The sequence below is a fragment of the Streptomyces sp. NPDC058092 genome (genome assembly GCF_042884935.1).
Taxonomy (GTDB): Bacteria; Actinomycetota; Actinomycetes; order Streptomycetales; family Streptomycetaceae; genus Streptomyces.
Window position 1 is genome coordinate 20,333 of record NZ_JBHVSY010000045.1, and the last position, 14,247, is coordinate 34,579.

Annotated in this window: 13 protein-coding genes and 2 pseudogenes; 6 read left to right on the plus strand and 9 right to left on the minus strand. The window is 70.1% G+C overall.

Annotation, left to right across the window (positions count from 1 at the left end; translation table 11 throughout):
- Window positions 1-54: 54 nt before the first annotated feature.
- The 4 genes from ACFVV1_RS39310 to ACFVV1_RS39325 all read right to left on the minus strand — a co-directional run bounded on the left by ACFVV1_RS39310 (window position 55) and on the right by ACFVV1_RS39325 (window position 6,686).
- On the minus strand, window positions 55-666 hold the full coding sequence (locus ACFVV1_RS39310; RefSeq protein WP_390000031.1) for a TetR/AcrR family transcriptional regulator: 612 nt from the start codon (window positions 664-666) through the stop codon (window positions 55-57).
- Window positions 667-769: 103 nt separating this feature from the next.
- Entirely contained in the window at window positions 770-4,498 is a 3,729-nt protein-coding gene (locus tag ACFVV1_RS39315; protein WP_390000034.1) for a S8 family serine peptidase, read from the minus strand.
- Between the two features lie 165 nt (window positions 4,499-4,663).
- Complete coding sequence (locus tag ACFVV1_RS39320; protein ID WP_390000037.1) at window positions 4,664-5,884, minus strand: Glu/Leu/Phe/Val dehydrogenase dimerization domain-containing protein; 1,221 nt, start codon at window positions 5,882-5,884, stop codon at window positions 4,664-4,666.
- A 238-nt stretch (window positions 5,885-6,122) separates the two neighbouring features.
- Entirely contained in the window at window positions 6,123-6,686 is a 564-nt protein-coding gene (locus ACFVV1_RS39325) for a carboxymuconolactone decarboxylase family protein (RefSeq protein ID WP_390000040.1), read from the minus strand.
- A gap of 138 nt (window positions 6,687-6,824) precedes the next feature.
- Between ACFVV1_RS39325 and ACFVV1_RS39330 the strand changes: the two genes are divergently transcribed.
- On the plus strand, window positions 6,825-7,265 hold the full coding sequence (locus tag ACFVV1_RS39330; protein ID WP_390000042.1) for a PPOX class F420-dependent oxidoreductase: 441 nt from the start codon (window positions 6,825-6,827) through the stop codon (window positions 7,263-7,265).
- 100 nt (window positions 7,266-7,365) lie between these two features.
- Entirely contained in the window at window positions 7,366-8,607 is a 1,242-nt protein-coding gene (locus ACFVV1_RS39335; RefSeq protein WP_390000045.1) for an MBL fold metallo-hydrolase, read from the plus strand.
- 486 nt (window positions 8,608-9,093) lie between these two features.
- On the opposite strand, the pseudogene ACFVV1_RS39340 reads toward ACFVV1_RS39335, so the two are convergent.
- Window positions 9,094-9,348 (minus strand): annotated as a pseudogene (locus tag ACFVV1_RS39340) (IS21 family transposase); the annotation flags it as partial.
- 225 nt (window positions 9,349-9,573) lie between these two features.
- Here ACFVV1_RS39340 and ACFVV1_RS39345 point away from each other — a divergent pair.
- A complete protein-coding gene (locus ACFVV1_RS39345; protein ID WP_390000048.1) occupies window positions 9,574-9,801 on the plus strand; it encodes a hypothetical protein in 228 nt (75 codons plus the stop codon).
- Between the two features lie 90 nt (window positions 9,802-9,891).
- Here ACFVV1_RS39345 and ACFVV1_RS39350 read toward each other — a convergent pair whose 3' ends face one another.
- The 4 genes from ACFVV1_RS39350 to ACFVV1_RS39365 form a co-directional block, all read right to left on the minus strand.
- Window positions 9,892-11,310 (minus strand): FG-GAP and VCBS repeat-containing protein, encoded by a 1,419-nt coding sequence (locus tag ACFVV1_RS39350; protein WP_390000051.1) that lies wholly within the window; start codon window positions 11,308-11,310, stop codon window positions 9,892-9,894.
- A 143-nt stretch (window positions 11,311-11,453) separates the two neighbouring features.
- Window positions 11,454-11,765 carry a hypothetical protein gene (locus ACFVV1_RS39355; RefSeq protein ID WP_390000067.1) on the minus strand — a complete coding sequence of 104 codons (312 nt, stop codon included), beginning with the start codon at window positions 11,763-11,765 and terminating at the stop codon, window positions 11,454-11,456.
- Window positions 11,720-12,316 carry a transposase gene (locus tag ACFVV1_RS39360; protein WP_390000054.1) on the minus strand — a complete coding sequence of 199 codons (597 nt, stop codon included), beginning with the start codon at window positions 12,314-12,316 and terminating at the stop codon, window positions 11,720-11,722. The genes ACFVV1_RS39355 and ACFVV1_RS39360 overlap by 46 nt, the downstream gene beginning before the upstream one ends.
- The gene (locus tag ACFVV1_RS39365) at window positions 12,316-12,531 is read right to left on the minus strand and encodes a hypothetical protein (RefSeq protein ID WP_390000056.1); all 216 of its coding nucleotides are present in this window, start codon (window positions 12,529-12,531) and stop codon (window positions 12,316-12,318) included. The genes ACFVV1_RS39360 and ACFVV1_RS39365 overlap by 1 nt, the downstream gene beginning before the upstream one ends.
- A gap of 598 nt (window positions 12,532-13,129) precedes the next feature.
- Here ACFVV1_RS39365 and ACFVV1_RS39370 point away from each other — a divergent pair.
- From ACFVV1_RS39370 to ACFVV1_RS39380, 3 genes and pseudogenes are all read left to right on the plus strand, one after another.
- Window positions 13,130-13,315: a hypothetical protein gene (locus ACFVV1_RS39370; RefSeq protein ID WP_390000059.1), complete on the plus strand. Its 186-nt coding sequence runs from the start codon at window positions 13,130-13,132 to the stop codon at window positions 13,313-13,315.
- A gap of 133 nt (window positions 13,316-13,448) precedes the next feature.
- Window positions 13,449-13,880: an IS200/IS605 family transposase gene (gene tnpA / locus ACFVV1_RS39375; RefSeq protein WP_390000064.1), complete on the plus strand. Its 432-nt coding sequence runs from the start codon at window positions 13,449-13,451 to the stop codon at window positions 13,878-13,880.
- Window positions 13,877-14,247, plus strand: a pseudogene (locus tag ACFVV1_RS39380) (RNA-guided endonuclease TnpB family protein); the annotation flags it as partial. The gene tnpA and the pseudogene ACFVV1_RS39380, both read left to right, overlap by 4 nt.

A 14,247-nucleotide genomic window follows, 5' to 3' on the forward strand; every position in this document is an offset into this window, starting at 1 on the left:
CCCGGACCGCCGGGAAGCCGGCACGCCGGGTGATCCACCGGCGGAAGTCGCATTTCAGGCCGTCAGTGCCGCACGGTCGACGCCGAGTTCGCGGGCGAGGGCCTCGTCGGTCCAGGCCAGCATCGTGGCCCTGGAGAGCGGACCCGCGTACGACGTCATCTGCACGGCCAGGCCGTCCAGCAGGGCGGTCAGCCGCCAGGCCACGGACATCGGGTCGTCGCAGTGGAACTCACCGGCGGCGGCGCCCTCCTCGATGACCTCGGCCAGCTCCGCCTTCCACTGCTGGTCGAGATCGGCGGCCACATTGCGCAGCGCCGGGTCGCGCAGCGAGGCCGCCCAGCCCTCGATCCACAGCCGCCAGCCCTTGGCCTGGCCCGTCGGCGCGTACCAGCGTACGGCGGCTCGCAGCCGCCGTACGGCACTGGTGCGACGGCTCAGCAGCTTGCGCAGATGGGCGAGGTCGGCCTCGGCGGCATGTGCGAAGGCGGCCGCGACCAGCTTCTCCTTGGTCGAGAAGTGGTAGAGCACGAGCGCGTTGCTCACACCGAGCACGGCGGCCACGTCGGCGATGCGTACCGCTGCGACTCCCCGCACCTCGATCTGTTCGACGGCAGCGCGCAGGAGCTCCTCGCGCCGCTCCGCCACGCTCAACCGCACTCTCGCCACGGCGTCACCCTAACGAATGCGCGGGGCCCGGGCAGGCCGGGGGCGGAGCCGCGTACGGCCCCGCCCCCTGTTCATCCGACGCCCGGGGCACCGGCCCGCACCATCAGCACCAGATGTCGGCGCAGCCGGAGTTGTACGCGTCGATCAGGGTCTCCGTCAGCGAAGCACCGGAGGTGTCCGTGACGGTGGACCTCAGATCGACCTTGGCGGTTCCGAGGGCCGGCACGGTGACCTTCCAGCGGCCGTCCGGCCCGCGAGCCGCCGCGGCGTACTTCCAGTCGGTGCCGTCCGTCGCGTACCAGACCTTCAGCGAGGCGATGGGAAGCGCCTTCCGGCTGCCCTGCGCGGAGAGACCGACCGTGTAGTGGAGCGGTTTCGCGGGGTCGGCCGCGTTCTCGCCGGTGAGCGGCAGCCGGTAGTCGAGGTCCAGCAGCCGGGCCGCGGCGGCCGACTTCTCGTGCCCGGAGCGCAGCCGCCACTCGCTGGTGACCCTGATCCCGAGCATCCAGGTCACCGGATCCGGCGACGTACGCGTGGCATCGACGGTCAGCCGGTACCAGTTCTCCTTGCGCGGCAGGTCGAATGTGGCGCGTCCCGGTGCGGCATTGCGGGCCAGCACCTTTCCGCTGTCGTCCGCCAGGACCGTGCTCCCGCTGTCCGCTCCCGGTGCCGTCTCGGCCCGGTGCCCGGCCGCGTCGGAGAACACCGGGAGCGCCACCTTCAGCTTGTCGCCCTCCCTGACGACCTGGGCGGCACCGGCCTGCCCGCCGAGTGCCGGGTTGAAGGGGGCGGACATCCAGTCGTCCCGGTAGTCGCCGTCCTTGCGGTACACGGTGGGTGCGCCGACCAGTGTGCCCAGCGGGTAGACCGTGTCCCCGACGTCGTACTGGTAGTGGAAGGTCGCCGTCGTCCACGCCACGTCCGGGGTGAAGTACAGCGTCTGCTCCGACGGCGGACGGTAGCGGGTGAGCTGCTGGTAGAGCGTCAGCCCGTGCCAGGTGGTCCAGGCGTACATGCCCTTGGGGTCGGACGGGTAGCCGTGGGTGCGCTCTGTCGTCCGTACCTCGGCCAGCCCGGACCGCCGGTCGAACCAGTCGGCCCCGGCCGGGACCCGGCCGTCGACCGAGTGGTGCAGATAGTAGGCGTCCGCCCCGGTGCTGACGCCGTCGAGCGTCAGGGTCAGCGGCCCCTCGGCCAGCCGGTCCCGCAGTGCGGGCACGCCGGCCCCGTCCAGTTGGAGCACCGGCGTCGGCCGGTAGACGGAGAGCCCGTAGCCGACATACATGATGGCGGCCGTGCCCGCGTCGGTCAGTTTCTGGTAGAGCGCGTTGTTGAACGAGGTCTGGCTGGTGGCCGGGGTCCACAGCACGATCTTGCCCTTGAGGTCCATCGCCGCCGGGTCGGTGTCCGCCCCGGTGCCGATGTCGACGACCTCGCCGGTCGCCGTGCCCAGCCAGCTGTAGATGCTGTACTGCGACAGCAGCAGCTTCAGCGCGTCCGCCGAGGAGCCCGGCTCGTGCGCGTCGACCTCCCGCTGCTGCCAGCTCAGCCCGCCGAAGAAGGCCAGCCCGTCCAGCGCACCACCGGTGGTGGGTACGGCCTCGACCCGGTACTGACCGGCGGAACTCGGTGCGACCAGACCGCTGTCCACGGCGCCGGAGCCGGTGCCTGTCCGCGAGACGATTCCGGTCGCCGACTGGAGGGCCACCCGGGCGGACCCGTCGTCCACCCCGATCCGTACCGGCTTCGCGTCCTTGGTGTCCAGCGCGACCGAGGTGTCCTGATCCACCGTCACCCGCCGGGCGAAGTGGATCGCCGTGGTGCCGACGACGGTGTTGCCCACCTTGTCGTACTCCCAGGTGTGTCCGAGGGCCCGGTAACTGCCGCGCGGCAGCGTCACCTTCTTCGGGGTGGTGCCCGTCAGCCCGATCAGCTGGGACGTGCCGGTCCTCTCGTTCTGCAGAACCACACCCGTCGAGGTGGCCTCGCTGCCTTCACGCGGCGCGGGTCCGGTCAGGGTGAGGGTGTACGTCTCCGGATCGGCCTGGATCGAGACCGGTACGGTCGCCCGTCCGCCTCCCGGCCAGGTCGCGGTCACGGCACCGCCGTACGTCGAGCCTGCCTCGACCCGCGACGGTTCGAGCGTGACCGCCGAGACGGCGGAGGAACGCGCCGGCACGGTCAACGTCTGCGCGTCGAGGCGCACCGCACCGTCCTGCCCCGCGGAGAGCCTCAGCCTCACGGGCTTGTCGGTGATGTTCGTCCAGGTCAGCTCGCGGCTCTGCGGCTCGGCGGAGGCGTTCGGATACGTCGTGTGGGCGGCCAGCGTGGCGGGTTCGGCGACCACCGAGGTGGCCAGTGCGGCCGGTACGTCGGTGAGGCCGGAACCGGTGTCGGAGACCGTCGCACCGTCCACCGGCGCGGCGCTGCCGATCAGCGCGGCCTTCAGCCGGGCGCCGGACCAGTCGGGGTGCCGCTGCGCCAGCAGGGCAGCGGCACCCGCCACGTGCGGGCTCGCCATCGACGTACCGGAGAGCGAGGCGTACCGCTCGGTGACGGCGGCGCCGTCCAGGGTGCCGGCGGCGCGCGCGGCGACGATGTCGCTGCCGGGGGCGGAGATCTCCGGCTTGACGGCGGGCCGGCCCTGACGCGGTCCGCGTGAGGAGAACGGCGACATCTCACCGGACTTGGTGACCGAGCCGACCGTCAGAGCGGCGTCGGCGGCGCCGGGCCCGCTGATCGTGCGGTCGCCGCTGTTGCCCGCGGCGATGACGAAGAGGGTGTCGTGCTCGGCGGAGAGCTTGTCGACGGCGGCGGACAGCGGGTCGGTGCCGTCGGACGCCACGGTCGAGCCGAGGCTCATGTTGACGACCTCGGCATCCTGGTCGACGGCCCACTGCATGCCCGCCAGGATCCAGGAGTCGTAGCCGTAGCCGTCGTTGCCGAGCACCTTGCCCTCGACGAGCTGCGCGCCCGGTGCGACACCCGCGTACCGGCCCCCGGAGGCGGCCCCGGAACCGGCGATGATCGAGGACACATGGGTGCCGTGGCCCTGCATGTCCTGGACGTCGCCGTCACCGGTGAAGTCCCGCGAGGCGACGACGGCACTCTTCAGATCGGGGTGGTCCCGGTCGTAGCCGGTGTCGAGAACGGCGACCCTGGTGCCCTTCCCGGTGATCCCGGCACGGTGCGCCCGGTCGGCGCCGATCTGCGGTACGGATCTGTCGAGCGTGGCCCGCACCCTGCCGTCGAGCCAGACCTTGCCGATGCCCTCGGTGCGGGCCCGTGACTCCGTGCCGAGCTGTTTCCAGACGGTGTCCGTCGACTTCTTCGGCACATCGAGCGCGGTGGTCTCCGTGGCCGGGAAGGCCGCGGCGAACCGCGCGCCCTTCGGGGCTCCGGGGCTCGCGGACGATGACGCGGCGCTGCCGACGAGGATGCGCAGCGAGTCCGTATCGGTGTCCGAGTAGCCCGAGGCGACCAGTTCGGTCACATCGAACAGCCGCTGGTCCACACGGCCCCGGGAGATCTGGCCGATGGCGTCGATGGGCACCGCGTACTCGTGGCCCCCGGCCCGGAAGCGGGTGAAGCCCATGCCCTCACGGCCGGCTCCCGGCACGATCGAGCTGATCTGTACGCCGCCCCCGCGGCCGGAGTACGTCACCACGTCGCCGGTCAGCAGGGTGACGGTGCTGCTCCCGCCGGCGGTCCCCGGGGATGTGGACGGGACGGCGAAGGCGGGTGTGTTGTCGGCGGCGGCGGGGAGTGTTCCACCGGCAAGGGCGGCGGCAAGCGCGGTGGCGCAGACCGCAGCCCATCTGGTCCGTCTCATTCTCACCTCGTGAACTCGTGTGTTTTCAGGGGGTGGTGAGGTGAGAGTGTCAGGATCATGCCGGGTTGGAACCGGATGCGGACTGGCGGGAAGCTGCCATGGCGGCTATGCGCCGTACATGTCTACGATATGCGGCAACAGCCTCTGCCAGGTGGACAGTTGGGGTCAGCGGTACCAGCCGAAGCGTTCCGCCATCACCGGCAGCCGGTCCGCGACGATGGCATGAGCGGCGGCCCGCGGTGTGCAGGCGTCGGCCTCGGCGCGGGCCAGCATCAGGTCGATCAGGGCCCGCATCGAGCGGCGGGTGTGGCCGAACGCCTCGTCGGCGTCCGCGCCGATGTCACCGAACAGGGTCCACCACCACCAGGCGTTCGTACCGGAGTTGACGACCACATCCGGCAACACCGTGATCCCGCGCGCCGCGAGCAGCGCCTCCGCCTCGGGGAGCACCGGCATGTTGGCCGCCTCCACGACCCAACGAGCCCGTATCCGGTCCTGGTTGGTGGCGTCGATCGCGTACGAGACGGCTGCCGGTACCAGTATCTCGGCGTCCTGCGCCAGCCAGGCGTCCGCGGGCAGCTCCCGGTCCCCGTCCCGGAGCGCGCGGCGGTCCACCGTTCCGTACCCGTCCCTGGCGGCCAGTAGCCCCTCGACGTCCAGGCCGGCCGGATTGGCGATCGTGCCCGTGATGTCGGCCACGGCCACCACCTTCAGTCCGGCCCGCGCCAGGAACCGCGCCGTCGCCCCGCCCATGGTGCCGAGCCCCTGTACGGAGACCCTCGCCTCCCGGTACGGAACGCCCTCCCGGTCCAGTGCCGCGAGCGCCGACTCGGCGACCCCGCAGCCGCCGACCAGCTCGTCGAGCCCGATCCCGTCCACCTCGACGGCGAACGCCTCGGCGAGCCGCCGCCGGGCCGCCGTCTCGTCGTCGAGCAGCGGATAGACGGCCTGGACCGTGGAGACCAGCCCGGCCTCGGCCGCCGCCCGGTCCACGAGGTCCTGGGTGAGCCCCAGGTCCTCGCCCGTCGTCCACACGTTTTCGATGTACGGGCGCACGGCCCGCAGATAGCGCACCAGAACGCCGTACGCCTCCGGGTCGCGCGGGTCGCAGTCGATGCCGCCCTTCGCGCCGCCGAGCGGTATGCAGCGGGCTCCCGTGTCGTCGGCGTCGAAGTGGAGGGCCTCCTTCATCGTCATGCCGCGGGCCAGCCCCGCCACCTCGTCGAGCGTGCAGCCCGCCCGCATCCGCAGCCCGCCGCTGGACACACCGCGCACCAGCCGGTCGACGACCAGATGCCCCTGGCGGCCGGTGACGTGGTCGGTCCAGGTGAGCGCTATCAGCGGCGCAGCGGGTGCGCCGGAGGGGGACACCGGAGGTGTCGTCATCGGGGGTCTCCTCGGTCACGGTGATCACGGCGGGCCCGGGGTGGCCAGGGCGGTGGCAGGGCCGGCCGTAGCCGGTCGCCGCGCTGCTTCCCGGCTGTTCCGGCGCACTGCCTCCCGCCACGGACGGGCCGACACCAACTGATCGGTCTACTGAATCGCCGGTCAGTATCGGGAGGCGGGACCACTCATGTCAATGCGGCCGCTGCTGAGTCGTCGTTCAGTGGCCGGACCGCGTCGGTCAGCCGCTCACGGGGCGCTCCACCTCGCACCGGTCCTTGAAGCCCTGACTGGTCAGACCGAGGGCGGAATTGATGCGGGAGCGCATGTTCTCCACCGCGACCATGGTCGTCAGCTCGACGAGCGCCGCCTCGCCGAGCGTGGTGCGCAGCCGCTCCACCAGCTCGTCCCCGACCTCGGGCGGGGTAAGGGTCATCGCCTCCGCGTACGCCATGACGGCACACTCCAGCGGGGTGTACGCCTCGCTCTCGCGCCACACCGGTACGTCACGCAGCTTGCGAGGGTCCATGCCGTGACGGTGGTTCTCCCAGTAGCCGAAGTCCATGCACCAGCTGCAGCCGATGGTGGCCGCGGACGCCATGACGGCCAGCGCCTTGAGCTGCGGGTCCAGCTTCTTCCAGCGGCCCACCGCCAGTTCGAAGCGGCTCCCGGCCCACAGCACTCCGGTGTGGTGGGCGGTGGCCCGCAGGGGATCGATGACCTTGCCGTACGTACGGTTCGAGTACCACGAAACGGCGCGGAAAAGGAGGCTGCGGGGCGGGTCGAGCGAGATGCGGGCGGTCATGACCGGTCTCCTTCGGGACGGCTCGGATGCCGTCGGCGGGCTGCTTTCACGGGTGTGACGGACGGGGACCCCTCGGATGTGACACGGGAGCGCGGCCGGATCCGGAATCCTGTGGCGGGTACGGACGTTGGATCCGGCATGACGGGAATCGACGCACAGCAGGAAGCGCTGCTCGGGCTGCTCGGCGAGGAGAGCGGCGGCGTGCTCGTGACGCTCAAGCGCGACGGCAGGCCCCAGCTGTCCAATGTCAACCACTTCTACTATCCCGAGGAGCGCGTCGTCCGCGTCTCGATCACCGAGGACCGCGCGAAGACGAAGAACCTCCGCCGCGACCCACGGGCGAGCTACCACGTCACCAGTGCGGACCGCTGGGCGTGGACGGTCGTGGACGGCACGGCCGAGCTGTCCCCGGTCGCCGCCGATCCGCACGACGCGACGGTGGAGGAGCTGATCACGCTCTTCCGCGACGTCCAGGGCGAACACCCCGACTGGGACGACTACCGCAGTGCCATGGTCCGCGAGCGCCGGGTCGTGCTGCGACTGCGCATCGAGCACGCGTACGGGCAGCCGCGTGGCTGACGGAGAACGGCCCGGCGGGCGGCCCGTCGGGCCGTTCCGCACTCGCACTGTCGTACCCCCCACCCATAATGGGACGACACCGACTCCCGCAGGAGATGCTGTGAACGGCGCTGACCCCTTGCCTCCGCTCCGTACCCGGCTGCGTTCGCTGCGCCCCGCCGCGTTCGGCGCCGATCCGGGCGGTGCCCGCATGGAGCGCATCCGCCGTTCACCCAACTTCGCCGACGGCGTCTTCCGGAACCCCGTGGGGGCACGGACCAGGCCGTCCGGATCCACCCTGGAGTTCGCGAAGGTCTACTTCGGCAAGGACGAGCGGGCGCGCAGGTCCCCGGTCGGCACCGTGCCCGTGCACGCCACCACCTACGCCGACCTCGCCGAGCCGCCCGCCACCGGGCTGCGGCTCACCTGGATGGGGCATTCCAGTGTGCTCGCCGAGATCGACGGCCGGCGGGTGCTCTTCGACCCGGTGTGGGGCGAGCGCTGTTCGCCCTTCGCCTTCGCCGGGCCCAAGCGGTTGCACCCCGTGCCGCTGCCGCTGGCCGCGCTCGGCCCCGTCGACGCGGTGGTGATCTCCCACGATCATTACGACCACCTCGATCTGCCGACGATCAAGGCTCTCGCGGGCACGAACACGGTGTTCGCCGTCCCGCTCGGCGTCGGCGCCCACCTGGAGCGGTGGGGCGTGCCCACCGACCGGATGCGCGAACTGGACTGGAACGAGACCACGAAGATCGCCGGGATCAGCCTCACCGCCACCCCGGCCCGGCACTTCTGCGGCCGCGGCCTGCGCAACCAGCAGCACACGCTCTGGGCGTCCTGGGCCGTCGCAGGCCCCGAACACCGGATCTACCACAGCGGCGACACCGGCTATTTCCCCGGCTTCGAGGACATCGGCGCCGAACACGGCCCGTTCGACGCGACGATGATCCAGATCGGTGCTTATTCCGAGTACTGGCCCAAGAACCACACGGAATGTACCCCACTCCCCGGTGGGTGGCCCGACATACATATGACGCCCGCTCAGGGGATCCAGGCGCACCTCGACCTGCAAGGGGGCAAGCCGCACGGCGTCATGATGCCTATCCACTGGGGCACCTTCACCCTCGCCATGCACCCGTGGGCAGAGCCCGGCGAGTGGACCAAGGATGCCGCCGAGGAAGCCGAGCAGCCAGCCGCATTTCCCCGGCCGGGTGAGCCCTTCGAACCCGCGGGAACGCTTCCCCTCGATCCCTGGTGGCGGTCCGTCGCTGCCCCGATTGCGCAACCCTGGCGCCGCAGCGAGGCAACGGACGTTGCTCAGGGTCAGGACAATCGCGATCTCGATCTCGCGGGTGAGCGGTGACTCGGGGCAGGGATGAAAGTCTGAACGCAATGACGCAGTCGTTCGCCAAGTTGACGGAGGCCGAACAAAAGCAGGCGATCCAGGCGCTCGACGGGTGACTGGCTGTGGCGGGTCCTCTGGCTCGGCGTCGGCGTCAGCTGCCTTGCGGGCCTCCAGCGCGACGGCGTCCGCGGTCAAGGCGCCGGTCTTCAGCGCGGCGGCAAGGCCGGTGATCAGGTGTTCGTGGCGCAGGTGGCGGCTGAGGAGGAGGACTTCGATGAGGGCTCGGGTGCCCTCGCGTTCGCCGTGGGCCTTCACGGCGGCTTGCCACCAGGCGTCATCCATGGGGGTGAACCGGCCGGCGGCGCGGGCCTGGTCGAGGGCGGTGGCGCCGGGCAGAGCACCCGGTTTCCGGATCAGAGCCTCGAGGTAGTGGTCGAGTTCGAGGCGGGTCGCGCCGCGGGCGATGAGCCGTTCGTGCCGGGCGACTTCCTCGCGTCCGTCGTAGACCACCAGATCGGAGGCATGCAGCATGACCCGGACGGTCCGCCCGATCAGGCGGACCGGCACCGAGTAGCGGTTCATCCGGACACAGATCTGGCTGTAGCGGTCGACCCGCGGGGTGGAGAGCCGGCCTGTCTCGAACGGCTCCTCCGGCAGGGGCACCAGCAGCGGCTGCTCGGCCGCGAAGTACTCGCCGATAGAGCGGGGACGGGACCGGATGCGGCGGGCGTCGTCCTCCTGGTCCCACCGGTCGATCATCGCGTTGAGCTCGGCGAGCGTGTCCACTTCGGGGACGGGAACGAGGTGGTTACGGCGGAACCAGCCGATCTGTCCCTCGACGCCGCCCTGCTCGTGGGCGCCACGGATGCCGGGCCGAAGTAGAAGGCTTCCAGAGGGTATGCGGCGTTCTGGCTGATCCGCCCGAGTCGGCCACTGGCCGATCAACCCGTTGTTTTCCTCGGGTCCGAGGGGGAGGCGGGTGTTGTGGCGCGCGATCTGGGCGATTTTCTGTGGCTGCTGGCGGGCGGCTTCGGCCCCTGGGAGGCAGCCACCTCCTATGAGCCTGACTGGATCCCACGCCCCAACCGCGATCTGACGGCCATCGCTGAACAGTTCGCACCGGGCCGGCATCGGTCAGCCGCTACCGTGATCGAGCTGGCCACCCAGGAGTTCCCCGAATTCGATGACACCGTCATGGAGCTCTGCCGCTGAGTGCCTAGGCAAGGCACTCGGCGTCGCCACATGATGCTCTACCGGCCGGTAGCACCGTGGCCCCGTGCCCGGTAGCGGCGGCCGGCTGTTTCAGTGGCCGAAGTCGGAGCTGTTCCCCGGCGCCGGCTTCAGTCCCAGATCCGCGGGCCCGATGAGCGTCGGCCTGGAGGTGCTGATGCCGGACGGTCCGCCGCGCAGGACCCGCACCGTGTCGTCGGCCCCGCTCGCGTACCACGTGCCGACCGCCAGTTCGGCCGCGCCGTCGCCGTTCAGGTCCTGGATCGCCAGCATGGGCCGCATCGGGAGACCGGACAGGCTCTTCGCATTCTTGCCGGTCAGGCCCTTCGGTCCGCCGCGCAGCACCAGGGTCACCATCGTGTTGCCCTTGGCCGGGGCGCTGAACGCGACGTCGGCGTAACCGTCGCCGTTCACGTCACCCGTCGTCGGCGCGTACCCGAAGTTGCAGTGGGAGGAGACCGGCTTGCCGGGCAGCCCCGGTGTCTTCTCGTTGATCGTCGTGGGCTTCAGGCTGGTGCTCTGTCCGCTCTTTCCGCCATACGCGACCATCAGCCGGCTGCCGCCCTCGGGCGTGGCTTCGTCGCCGATGATCTCGCAGGTGAGGCTGACGATCACATCGGCGAAGCCGTCCTTGTTCACGTCGGACGTGAGGGTCGTCGAGCCGTACATGTCCTTGCCGCGCGCGTCCTTGAGGCGCGGACCCTTCTTCAGTACGCCGTTGGCCGCTCCGCGGTACACGACGGTGGCGCGGGGGGTCGGCATCTCGTCCGCGAACACGTGCGACCAGGTGACCACCAGATCGTCCTTGCCGTCGCCGTTCACGTCGCCGACTCCGGTGGGCCGGGGGGTGTAGTACGACGGCTTGTCGGGGGTGAGGTCGAGCGTCTTCGTACGGGCGGGCTTGCCCGTCCGGGTGAACGGGCCGAACCGGACCGTCGCCTTGGAATCCGTGCTCCTGCTCGTGACGAGGTCGGCGTGGCCGTCGCCGTCGAAGTCGCCGGCGACCGGCGTGGCGCCGGTCAGCTTGGCCGCTCCGGAGAGCTTCTTCTTTCCGCCCCGGACCACGAAGACCGTATTGCTGCCGGCCTGCGTGATGAGGTCGCTGCGGCCGTCGCCGTCGAGGTCGGCCGAGATGGCACCGCTGCCGAAGCGGCCGCCGGTGCCCGCCTTGCCGAGGCCGAGGCTGTCCTGGGTGATCACCTGGTGGCGCTGGGTGTCGGGTCCGGCCGTCGAGCCGTGCACCACGGCCGCGTAGCCGGCGGCGTACTTGCCGTTGACCGTGGCCGAGGTGTCGGTGATGACGAGATCCTCTTTCCCGTCGCCGTCGAAGTCGGCGTGGGCTCCGGCGGTGTCGGGGTCGGCCGCGGGCCGCTTCGTGGCCGTGGTGGTCTGCGTCACGCTCGGTGAGACGGTGGAGTCGGGTACGACCCCGGGGGCCCCGCAGGCGGCTGCCGCGGTCAGGGCCAGGGTGGTGACAAGTCGTTTCCGCATGTGGAGTTGGACCGGGGCCGCCCCCGAATGGTTGTGCGGGCGGCCAGGCAGACCGTACGGCAGTGCCCACGCCGGTACGGGGCACGGCCGCCCTGCCGTCGGGCCGCGTGATCCACGAGGTGATCTTGCGGGGGCTGGGGATGTCAGCCCGGACCGGTTCGGCGGTGCCTGACCGCAGGGCGGCGAGGTGCTTGCGGACGACCTGGCGGGTGCCGCGGTAACCACGTTCGCGGACGGACCTCCAGGAACAGGCGGGTGCCGCTGACCTGACCCTGGGGCTCGGTGAAGCGGGAGTTGAGGTACGCCTTGAACGGCTCCAGCACGCTGTCGGGGCGGCGGTCGCGGGCAGAGGCCGGCAGTTCGTCAAGGTTGGTGTCGCGGAAGCGGCGCACGGTCTTGCGGTCGAGGTTCAGACGGAGGGCGATGGCACTGATCGTCCAGCCCTTCTCCACCAAGCTGTGGATGTCCTCGTAGCGTGGCGGGTTCGCTCGATGATCTGAGTGCGGGGCAGTTCCGGCACCGGCAGTTCCATCGGGACGGGGTCCGGCACCGTCGCCTCCGGCTCTTGTTCGGCGTGTTGACGCAGGCAGTTGCGGTGCTGGTGACAGGTCTTCTCCACCGCGGCGGACAGGTTCTGAAGCAAATGCCATCGATCTGCGACTTCGAGGGCGCCCGGGGCGGCCTCCTTGACCGCCTTCGTGTAGGCGGTGGCCCGGTGCCAGCACATCTTCAACCGCGTTGCTTGCCACGACAGGAGACACACTGCCGAAACGATCCCTCGTTCCCATCGCCGGCCTGGGGATTCACGGAACCGCGGCCAGAGCCGTGAAATTCCCCAAGGGCGCTCACTTTCCCACTTGGTTGCGCCGTGAACGAAAGGGCCAGGGGCGGCCACCAGTTGCGCATCGTCGTGACTGACGGGCCGTCCACGAGACGGACGCTGCGGTGGCCCAACGTCGCCGCACGCAGGGGCGCGTGACGATATGAACATCCGCAGGCTGCACATCAGTTGCAGTCGACGCTGTGCAGTCCGTTGTTCATGACCGGATTGCCCTCAGTACCCCTGACCAGCAGGGTGCCGCCGCCGTCCCGGCTCCAGCGCAGCTCGTACGTGCCCGCGGCAATGGGGCGGTAGCCGTCGTCGGCCTGCCAGGAACCCGACGGCCGCCAGGCAATGCCGGTCGGGCCCACCGCGTACACCTCGCCGCTGCCGGCGAACAAGAACGACGTCTCCCGCACAACGGCTGTGCAACCGTGCGGGCCTGTGGGGCGAAGAACGTGGTAATCCGAACTGAGGTCGCCCAACACGCCGAACGCACTGCCCAGTCCGGCTACGGCCGCCAGCAGGCCACGTATGAATCGTGGCAGAGTCGGACGACGCGGTGTCGTCCGGTCAGCCTCCGACCGGTGCCGCGCGGCAGCGACTCGTATAAGGACCAGCGACACGAAGAGCAGGGTGGCGCTCACTGCCCAACTGGGGATCACGTGCCCAAGGACGACGAGCAACACGCTGCTTCAGTCGGCAGCGACGGCGAGGAGCAGGCACCCCGTGGCGATGACCGTGGACAGTGCTGATCGCGGCACTCGGCTGGTACGACATTGCTCCGTTTCCATCGGCGCACCCTATGGCCTCGCCAACTGGGCTCGGTGTGGAGTGCGGACAGGATCACGATGCCGCTGACCAGCTCGGTCCGTGTCACGCGGTCACAGCAGGGCGCCGCCGATGGGCCGGTCACCACCGACCGTCCGCGGCCTGCGGTGAGGAATTTCAGCGAGCAGGTCTGCCCTCTCCCGAGTAGAGGACGCCGAACTCCAGAGCTTGCCGCCCTCGGGGGTTTTCTTATCCGACAGGCGGAAGTCGGGCACGGCCGGCAACCACGCGTCGGCCTGGGCGCTCGTCGCCGTACTCGCCGTCCTCGCCCTCATCTTCGGTCCGAAGATCGTCGACGCCGCGAAGAAGGACGACGTGCCGAACGCGGGCTCCCTGCCGACCTCCATCGGATAGGTAGCGAGGGGACCCGTGTCTTTAGGCATGGGGGGAATCGCTTCTCAGGACTGCTCTGACCTCAACTGTTCTTACAGACCTGCGCTGTTGACCTCAGCTAGATGTGTGGCGTGTGTATAGTGATCGCGTGACTGTGACGCGGAAGGTCCGCCGGTACTCCGGCGGCGTGTACGACTTGGGCCTGCACGTGGTGTGGTGCCCGAAGTACCGCCGCCAGGTTCTCGGTGGCCGGGTCGCGGTCCGGTTGCGTGAGTTGATCGAGCAGAAGGCGGCCGAGAAGGGCTGGGAGATCATCGCCCTTGAGGTGATGCCCGATCACGTGCACCTGTTCGTCAAGCATGAGCCGAAGGCTTCCGCGTCCTACGTCGCGAACCAGTTCAAGGGCTTCACCTCCCGCGTACTGCGCGAGGAGTTCCCGCACCTCAAGAGCCGTATGCCCACCCTGTGGTCGTCGTCGTTCTTCGTCGCCTCGGTCGGCGCCGTCAGCGCGGACGCGGTGGAGAAGTACATCAACACCCAGTGGGAACGTCCCTGGACGAAGAAGCAGAAGGAGGAACGGCCTTGATACGTGCCTACAAGTTCCTCCTGCGGCCCACCGTCCGGCAGAGCCAGGCGCTCGGCGAGATGCTGCGCGATCACTGCTCGCTCTGCAACGGCGCGTTGCAGGAACGCCGCGACGCATACCGGCACAGCTCGAAGACCTCGATCAAGTACGGGCAGCAGTCCGCGCAGCTCAAAGAGATCCGGGCGTTCGACCCCGAGCGGCAAGGCCGCTGGTCGTTCTCCAGCCAGCAGGCCACCTTACGCCGCCTGGACAAAGCGTTCCAAGCTTTCTTCCGGCGTGTGAGGGCCGGGGAGAAGCCCGGATATCCCCGCTTCCGTGGCGTGAACTGGTTCGACACCGTTGAGTTCCCCAAGGACGGCGACGGTTG